General features: G+C 40.4%; 6 protein-coding genes and 1 pseudogene. 5 read left to right on the top strand and 2 right to left on the bottom strand.

Going from position 1 to position 8,652, the window contains the following annotated elements:
• The 5 genes and pseudogenes from AB4140_RS16965 to AB4140_RS16985 all read left to right on the top strand — a co-directional run.
• Positions 1-639, top strand: a pseudogene (locus AB4140_RS16965) (integrase); the annotation flags it as partial.
• The gene (gene gmtX, locus AB4140_RS16970) at positions 639-1,316 is read left to right on the top strand and encodes a gamma-mobile-trio protein GmtX (RefSeq protein WP_372001872.1); all 678 of its coding nucleotides are present in this window, start codon (positions 639-641) and stop codon (positions 1,314-1,316) included. The pseudogene AB4140_RS16965 and the gene gmtX, both read left to right, overlap by 1 nt.
• Positions 1,316-1,753, top strand: a complete 438-nt coding sequence (locus tag AB4140_RS16975) for a VPA1267 family protein (RefSeq protein WP_303446672.1) — start codon at positions 1,316-1,318, stop codon at positions 1,751-1,753. Before gmtX ends, AB4140_RS16975 begins: the two co-directional genes overlap by 1 nt.
• Positions 1,750-3,915: an AAA family ATPase gene (locus AB4140_RS16980; RefSeq protein ID WP_372001874.1), complete on the top strand. Its 2,166-nt coding sequence runs from the start codon at positions 1,750-1,752 to the stop codon at positions 3,913-3,915. The genes AB4140_RS16975 and AB4140_RS16980 overlap by 4 nt, the downstream gene beginning before the upstream one ends.
• Positions 3,916-4,261: 346 nt before the next feature.
• Positions 4,262-4,708, top strand: a complete 447-nt coding sequence (locus AB4140_RS16985; RefSeq protein ID WP_303516719.1) for a 5' nucleotidase, NT5C type — start codon at positions 4,262-4,264, stop codon at positions 4,706-4,708.
• 455 nt (positions 4,709-5,163) lie between these two features.
• Here the strand turns inward: AB4140_RS16985 and AB4140_RS16990 are convergent, their stop codons facing one another.
• The gene (locus tag AB4140_RS16990; protein WP_372001876.1) at positions 5,164-6,513 is read right to left on the bottom strand and encodes a type II toxin-antitoxin system HipA family toxin; all 1,350 of its coding nucleotides are present in this window, start codon (positions 6,511-6,513) and stop codon (positions 5,164-5,166) included.
• Positions 6,514-6,708: 195 nt separating this feature from the next.
• Positions 6,709-7,500 carry a metallophosphoesterase gene (locus AB4140_RS16995; RefSeq protein ID WP_372001878.1) on the bottom strand — a complete coding sequence of 264 codons (792 nt, stop codon included), beginning with the start codon at positions 7,498-7,500 and terminating at the stop codon, positions 6,709-6,711.
• Positions 7,501-8,652 lie beyond the last annotated feature (1,152 nt).

Consider the following 8,652-nt stretch of genomic DNA (forward strand, 5'->3'; position numbering starts at 1 on the left):
CTAAAAGACGAACAATTCTTTTGTGAAGAGCAAGGAAAGCCGTTTATCAAACACGATGAACTGCAAGCCTTGCAGCGCCGCTATGAAAAACAGCAAGTCGAAGCCGATGAATACACAAAAGACTGGATTGCGTGTTTTGAGCTTATCAATAAAATCATTCGCGTTGAAGAAACCAGAAATAAAGACGACACCAAAGATAAACTGATTGCGGTTGGCTCTGAGCAAGATGTCAGCCATGCCTTGAAGTTTATCGAAACCGACTCTGAATTACTGCACTTATCGCTGCTTTGTGATGACGCGGAGTTTTACCCTGATTTACAGGACGAACTGCGTAAAACCCCTGTTATTCAAAAGCGCTCGATGCAACTCAGTCGTGTGCTGATAAAAAAAGGCTTTGAGCCGATTTTCATGGAAATGGACGACAAACAACAGCTCATCGCTGCCAATGCCATGCTTCGTCAGATGGCGAAAATCGCTGACCCTGACGACAAACTTGAGGGCTACCGCAAAGTGGCTAACTATATTGAAGCAGGTGAATACCTGACTGATAACAAACTGTTCTCTCAGGGTATTCATGCACTGACTGATAAAGCCATTAATCTAAATGGCATTGCACTACCGAACTTATTGGAGGACTAATGGAACTCGATATTGATGTTATTCTGGCTGACTTAAAAGAAGGTAAAGTGCCTCGCACGCAACAAAACCTCGATAAGCTCAACGACACGCTGAAAGCCTATGCAGAATCAGGTCAGCGTGACTTCTCCATTACGCAAATTGGGCGGGTGTCTGTCGAAAATGGCGGGGTGGCGTATGAGGCGTTGCGTGCTACCCGTAACAAGCACTACCGAACACTCATCGAAGCATGGGCGGCAAAGTACAATACTAATACAAAAAAACCGCTCTCCAACACCTCACGGTCTAAATCCATCCCTGCGGATAATAAACTGTTAGAGCGCATCCCAGACCCTGCGGTACGCGCCTTGTTTGGTCAAATCATTGCGGAGCGTAACCGTTACCGCAAAGAGGTTAATTTGCTCAAGCAACACGCCAATATTACCATCGACAAACGTCCTGTGCGCCAGTTTGACACCACCGCAGAACCAAGTGTGGAAGTGCTGCCATCCCTATCTGGCGTACTGATTGAATCGGAGAAAAGAGCCTTAGCGTATGCCATTTCGGATGAATGTATGGAAAAGAACAATTGGCAAACTACTCAGGCGGGGCAAGTCAAAGACATGGAACTCAACAGTGAAGTATTCCCTAGAGGCTTTGTCACAGGGCTTCGAAAGCTACTGGGTGAGGTAGATGACTAATGGCAAGTGGGCAGCAGAAAGCGCAACAAAACCTTGAGGCATTTGAGGTCTGGAAAGCCACACAGATGGACGATGACTTTAAACAAATCGTGTTCAGAGGTCAGCTTAATCGAATCGAAGTAGCAAAAGGAATTGGTTGTGGCAAATCGGCGTTAAACCAAAATCCTGCCCTCAAGAAAGCACTCAAAGCCTTAGAAGATGAGTTGCGCGGTAAAGGTGTCCTGCCACCGTTGACCGACGCTGCCAAGAAGAATGAGGGCAAACCTCAAGCCTACGACAACACAGCAAATCGAAAGCTTCTCGATTCAAAGCGGGTGTCATCATTAGAAGCTGAGAATATTGAATTGAAAGCCAAGGTCAAGGAGCTTGAAAAGCGACTTGAACGCTTTGGTGAGCTATCTGAAACCTTATCCGAAATGGGGTTGATGCCACGATGAATACCGCTTTGCATGAAGACCAAATGCGTGTCACCAGTATCCCTTATCGCTCGACCAAGATGGTGATATTCAGCGGTGTGCCGCTGGCGAAAGACTCTTACAAAACCAATAGTGGGAAGTATTACGTCACCATCAAAGCCGACCCCGATAGCATCCCTGTGCTTCCAACGCTGGGGCAGCATTGGTCAGTCAAAGGTGCTCGCCAGATAGAAAATATGGAGATGGGTGATTATGTAATGCAGCAGCACACGTATGAATCACCCAAGCATATTGAATGCACGCTGCCCGAAGCAGGTGAGCAACTGATACGCTTTATCGCCAGAGAAAGTGACTTCAAGGGTATTGGTGAAAGCAAAGCTAGAGCGCTCTGGCAGCTCTTGGGTAAAGATTTCCATGCCACACTGAGAAATGACACCCCAGAGTCCAGAGAGCGTCTGACATCGATTCTGAGTGAAGATTCAGTGGAAGCGCTTTTTAGGGGGTACGCCAAATATAAAAATCTGGCACATTGCAACTGGATGAGCGAGCACCACATCCCCGCCAGTGTGCAGCAACGGCTGCTAAAGCACCACGGTGAAGCCTCCATAGAGGTAATTAAGGATAATCCTTATGCTTTGATGGGTTTTGGTCTTTCGTTCAGTGCCATTGAAGAAATTATCAAGGTAACGGATTTTAAGAGCGATGTTGCGAAGGATGACCCAAGAAGGCTCAGTGCTGCTCTGGAAATGGCGATTCGCAAGGAAATTGAAAAAGGTCACACCTATACCACTCATGCCAATGTGCGCCCTTACCTCAACAAACTATTGAAAGACAAAGCACTGGTCACTCAGGCGTTCCAATCAGGTCATGATAAAGCTCAGTACATTTTAAACCCCGACACAGGAACCTACCATCCAACTGCGCAACTTCTGATGGAAAGTGTCGTTGCCAAACGGCTAAATATACTGATTAAGCGGAATGACTTGTTTGATGAAAACGCCAATGCTGCGTATTGCTCTGCGGTTGCGGAGCTTCCCTACGAATTAACCCCTAAACAAATCGAAGCCGTCACAACGTGTCTGGATAATTCGGTAAGCTGTATTACGGGCGGTGCAGGAACAGGCAAGACAACGGTACTCAGAACGGCTCTCAGGGCTTACCATCAACTTGGATTTGAAATACACGCCGTTGCGCTCAGCGGTCGTGCTGCAATGAGACTTCATGAGTCCATCGGTTTTGTTACCTCAACCATTGCCAAATTGCTGCGTGAAGAACCTATTGAACCCAGTGTCGAGAAAACAAATCATCTACTGGTGATTGATGAAGCGAGCATGATTGACCTACCAACTATGTATCGCCTAGTAAATCACATTCACCCCTCTGTACGATTGATATTCACTGGCGACCCTGACCAACTCCCACCAATAGGTTGTGGCAAGGTATTGGAAGACATTGTTGAAGCAAAAACGGTGGCGAATACGATGCTGGATATCGTCAAGAGGCAGGAAGGTTCAACGGGTATCCCCGAATACTCAAAACTCATCAATCAAGGTGTGATGCCTGACCAATTAAGCACAGGTGCAATACACTTTCACGAAACCAGTAAAACAGACATTGCCAAAGTCTGTTGCGAGCTTTACCAACAGTGTCCTGAAAGCAGTCGTGTCATGGCTCCAACCAAGGCACTCGTATCAGAAATCAATAAACTCACCCAACAAGCCGTTAACCCAGATAGCACTAGCCTTGAGTTCGAAATCAATGGTGATAAGTTCTTTTTGCCACTTCGCATGAATGATGCGGTGTTATTTACGCAGAACCATTACGACAAAGGCATTCAGAACGGCTCACTTGGTATGCTAACCAACGCCAAACCTTCTGGTAATAGTTACGGTGAAGTGACGCTAGATACAGGTGAAAAGGTCGAGATAACACAATCCATTCTCGACTGCATGGAGTTGGGTTACGCAATCACCCTACATAAAGCTCAAGGGTCACAGTTTCCACGCATCATCATCGCTCTGCAAAACGGAAGAATAGTAGATAGAGCATGGCTCTATACGGCAATCACGAGAGCTGAAAGTGAAATCCATATAGTTGGCAGTAGTGATGACATGAAGCAGATCACCGAGGCACCTAGTCACTCTCATAAGCGGAATAGTTACCTAAAAGAACTATTGAGTTAGCAATTTCAAACTCGTTTATGCCCCTTTGTTTGTTAGAAAGGGATTGAATCAAGTTTTAAGACTTAGAAGTCTGGCTTGCTTTTCCTCAAGTCGAAAACTCTACCTATGTGGCCAAATGAGCTGTACCACTATAATATATTTAAGCGCTCCTCTCTGCTGTTTGAGGTGGATTGGTTTAAGTCGAAAGCGTCATCCCAGCTCAAGCAAATAATGCAAATTAAGCAGCCAGTTTTGTGCAATTCATCAAGGCTAGCGTTCGAACTACGCGCTCAAAGGGCAAGGTGTTGTCGTAGCTGAAAAAGGCTAAGACCCCGTATTCATGTTACTTAGAAGGAGAAAGGCTAGGATGAAAATTGTTTATATCGATATGGACGATACGCTTTGTGATTACAAATCCGCATTTCAGCAGGCTAGGCGCTTGCGACCAGATATTGAATACCCACAAAGCCAGCCATCTTTCTTCATTAACTTGTCACCACTACCTAATGCCATCGATGCGATGCAGTTCTTTTTGGCCGATGAGCGATACGACCCATATATACTGACTGCGCCGTCAGTCAAGAATCCACTTTGTTACACAGAGAAGCGATTGTGGGTAGAGGAGCATTTGGGTTTTGCTTATGCCGAACGGTTAATTATCTCGCCAGTTAAAGGCCTGCTTGTTGGTGACTATTTGATTGATGATTACGTTGAAGGAAAAGGGCAAGAGAGCTTTCAAGGTGAGCTAATTCACTTCTCAGGAGAGCGATTTAAGGATTGGAATGCCGTGATGCGGTATTTTGCACTTTCGTAGGCTAGATAGGCGCTGGCTGACATGTTTATGCCCCAAAGTTTGATAGAAAGGAATTGCATCAAATTTAAGCCTAGGAGTTTGAGTTACTTTTCCTCATGCGTAGAACTCTGCCTATGTGGCTACATTTGCTGTACCGCTTCACAACATCCTGCATATATGTATAAACATCATTTATATCTAAATTAATATTTTTTGCTGTAGTTATCTTGAGTATATTGCTCTATTCGCCGAATATGCTGTGACTCCATTATATATATCCGAACAGCTCAATTGAGCATTTTCTCAGGGCAAAGAATGGAATTATATTTTTTTGCAATACTTTTCACTTAAGCCTGCGGAACTAATATTATGATTTGGGTATTTTACGACAAAGTAACGCTCTGCCGTTTTTGACCTATTTAGGTTTGATGTACATAAAACCTAAATATCCATTTTCTTGACCATTTCAAAAAAATTCACTTTGTATCAAGTCCCCATGCATCAAGCTTTTCTTCAATAAAATCAAAGCCAATAGAAGGAAAATTTAATATGGATTTAGGTACACCACGACTTTCTAGTCTATCTTTTAAGCCAACTAGACTTGCTGCCAAGGTGTTTAGCTCTTTTAACAATTGAGTTGCAGGAACCAAATCATTAAGGCTGTCAGCTATTGCGATAAAATCAAAATTCCCACCTAGTTCAAGCCCCTTTTTCCAGGTTGTTCCTCTATACACCCCTTCTGGGTCTGATTTCATAGGTGCAAAATCGTAGATTGGGGCAAGTTTAATAAAGTCGCTTCCTCGAAGGAATGATGTATTTCTGCCGTGATTATCGCTGTTTCCAAAAACTATATTGATCAAGTCCCGCTTCACCCATTCGATTACGAACTCTGAAAAATCAAACTGAAAATATTTTTGTGTCACAAGATGACTATTTTGAATTCTTTGGATTAACATCCTTATTGTTGAACCGTGTTCTAGCAAGCAGCCTGGCGGCATTTCTAACATAGAATATACAGACTCAACTGCTAGTTTTTCGATTTTGTTCTTATTGCATATGTCAAATCTAGGTAACCAAAGCGATGGATAATTAGCTCCTTCGATCAATAACATGTTTTTTGTGCTTATTGTTTCAAACCCCATTGATTCTAGTTCATGATAATAATGATATTCAGCTCTCAAAATATCAGAGTCGATGGCTGATTGCTTTCCACGTGGGAATTTTACTAAGTAGGGTTGAGCATGCTCACCCAGTTCGTCGATGGGAGTATTCAAGCTGATTTTTTTGTTATATAAATTTATCAGTAGTTTTGGAGCCTCGCCACCTGCGCCTGTGGCCATTGCAATCCTAGCTCCTTTATCTTGAGCATATTTTAAGAACTTACAACCATGGCTAACAACATCTTCTCGAGTGAAGGTAACTTCATTAGCAGCAAATGGGTGAGAATCAATAGATTCCTTGATTCTTACATTACCAATGGGGTTTAACGCATAGTCACGAAGTAATATGTAAGATTGCTCATTACTATAAATTTTTGATAAACCAAGATACTCAATCCAGAACCGTCGACTTGCCCCTGAAGGCACTATATCGTCTAGAAAGCAAAGCCAACCTGAGGTGTTGTCGCGTTCGAAGAAAAATGAAACGGGATAATTTAATGAGGGAGATTGATATCCATCTTCATTAAAAAATTCCAAGACGAAATCATTAATATATTGAAGAGAAGTAATTTTGTAGCCTTTACTTTTTTCATTATGAAAATCTATTACAGCAGCATCAAACCACTTTTCATTTAAGTATATCTGTAGTGTTAGCATTAATGACATTGATACACCTAATAAAGAGATTAATTTATGAAGAGCTATAGCTGAACCTATTCAACTTATTTAATTATTCTTAAACTTAACATTGTAGTGGTGTAGTTAATTTAGCCACTAATTTGCAGCTAAACGCACTCTTCACAGCATTAAAATTATTTTCAGTATGACACCAATTCGTAACTCGGAAATGTCAAAAATAAGTTAGAGAAAGTACTTCTTATTTGATAATAAACCCGGGTGCATTGAAATCGCACCTTTCGGATTACTAATAAAAGTTGTTTTTCCTCCTGCGATTTTTTTTTCAATGGCCTCATGCTGATGACCCGCGATCCAATAACGAGCACTTGAAATCAATTCATGACTTAAACTTGCATGATAAAAAAGAGCGTATTCACTATTCGCATTTTTTTCTAAAGCAAAGGCTTCGTGACAAGGAAGATGGTGTGATATTACTAGGTCGACTTTTGTTGGGAAATTATCGATGAAAGCCTTATATTGTTCTTCAATTATTCGATAATTTATAAATTTAGCATCGTTCATTAGCTCTTCGTATTCCGTTATTATTTCAGCAGAATATGTATGAATTGGGAACCACAGGCTCCCCCCATAGATTTTAAATCCTTCAATTTCAATAAGTTCATTATCTAAAAAGTATAGGTTATCTATTTTTTTACTATGTGCTTTTAGCTTTACTAGAGGAGAGTTCTTTATAACAGTCGCATAATCGACGTTGTTAATTGATTCTTTCTGAAACGCATAAGGATTCATGCGATATAAGCGATTTTTATTTGAGTACCATTCATGATTCCCTGCTACCATTACCACTGCTCGAAAATGTTTACAGAGTATATTTTTCACATAAGCCATTGCAGCAAGTCCATTTGCGCTATCACCGGCCAAAAATAAAATCGCATCTCGTTCAAAATCATACCAATGATCTTTTCTAATTGTATGCATGTCGAGATGTAAGTCAGAAACAACGTAAAATTTCAATTTAATAACCTTTTCAAGCAGGCTCGCACTAAATAAATTTAACTCATGTCTTTTAAAAAATTAATAGCAATCAACACTTTGGATTAACTTTCATCGACTTAGGATTTTTGCAAATATGACGAGTATTGTCGAAAATGAGAGCGAGAGAAAAATTAGTATATAGATACCAAGGCGTGGGGACTTAATATGATGATTACCCATTGAGATCACAAATAAAGATGTTCTAAAAAAAGTTATTGTAAAAATAGATGATGCAACAAAAAGAGTAATATAAATCATAACTTCTCCAGTTTTTTTCATAAAATAATGAGCATTTTTTAAAATTATTGATAGTGCTTAGTTTAGATAAAACATGCCTTTCATTGCATTTATATTGATTGTTAACAGTAAGACTAAATCTAACGCTAAACTTATGTCAAGTTGAATTGGCAATACTTTCAGGAACTTAACTTGCGAATCGCAAGTGAATATTGATTCAAAATTCGTATACTGTCGTTATTGGTTTTAATATTTTATAGATTGTTTAGACGTCAATATGATTTTTAAATTGCAATGAATAAAAGAGAGTATGAAATGTCCGAGTTTTATAATTCACAGAATCAAAAGTAAACGACAACCTATAAGCAACAGCACCTGTAGTGTGTAATTTAAATGTTGATTACTTACTTATTCTAATAACTTAAAAAATAACTATCAGATGAAGCACGCTTTTTAAGACTTTCAAATGTCATTTTTTCTGCAAGCGAAAGTCCTGAAGCACACTATTTTTTTAGGATGAGAAACTTTTATCGCAATCCAGACACTGGTAAGTTTATGACATTTAGCATTGGGATTTGTATTTTGAATCGATTGTTGACTTCTTGGTTTAATCTTAATCTTAATCTTAATCTTAATCTTTTTAGTTTTAAGTAAATTAAATACATAAATAACAACAGCCCACTGGAGAGATATAAGTAAGAGAAAGAGTCTGTTTTTGTGAATAGGGAAGGACAACGTGCGTCACAGAACGACTCGATCACAAAATCTATGAGTAACACTAAACTCGGACTGGCTGATGATTTTGCGCTAACTGTATGTAATTAATAGTCATTCTACACTTTAAATCATCTTAAGTCGCCATTCTAAGGGTGACATCTCACTTGGACAAATGAC

Source organism: Shewanella sp. 10N.286.51.B2 (genome assembly GCF_041469265.1).
In the GTDB taxonomy this organism is placed as follows: Bacteria; Pseudomonadota; Gammaproteobacteria; order Enterobacterales; family Shewanellaceae; genus Shewanella.

Coding starts and splice junctions, on each gene's coding strand:
- gmtX (WP_372001872.1), top strand. CDS start 639: ATGGAACTCGATATTGATGTTATTCTGGCTGACTTAAAAGAAGGTAAA.
- AB4140_RS16975 (WP_303446672.1), top strand. CDS start 1,316: ATGGCAAGTGGGCAGCAGAAAGCGCAACAAAACCTTGAGGCATTTGAG.
- AB4140_RS16980 (WP_372001874.1), top strand. CDS start 1,750: ATGAATACCGCTTTGCATGAAGACCAAATGCGTGTCACCAGTATCCCT.
- AB4140_RS16985 (WP_303516719.1), top strand. CDS start 4,262: ATGAAAATTGTTTATATCGATATGGACGATACGCTTTGTGATTACAAA.
- AB4140_RS16990 (WP_372001876.1), bottom strand. CDS start 6,513: ATGTCATTAATGCTAACACTACAGATATACTTAAATGAAAAGTGGTTT.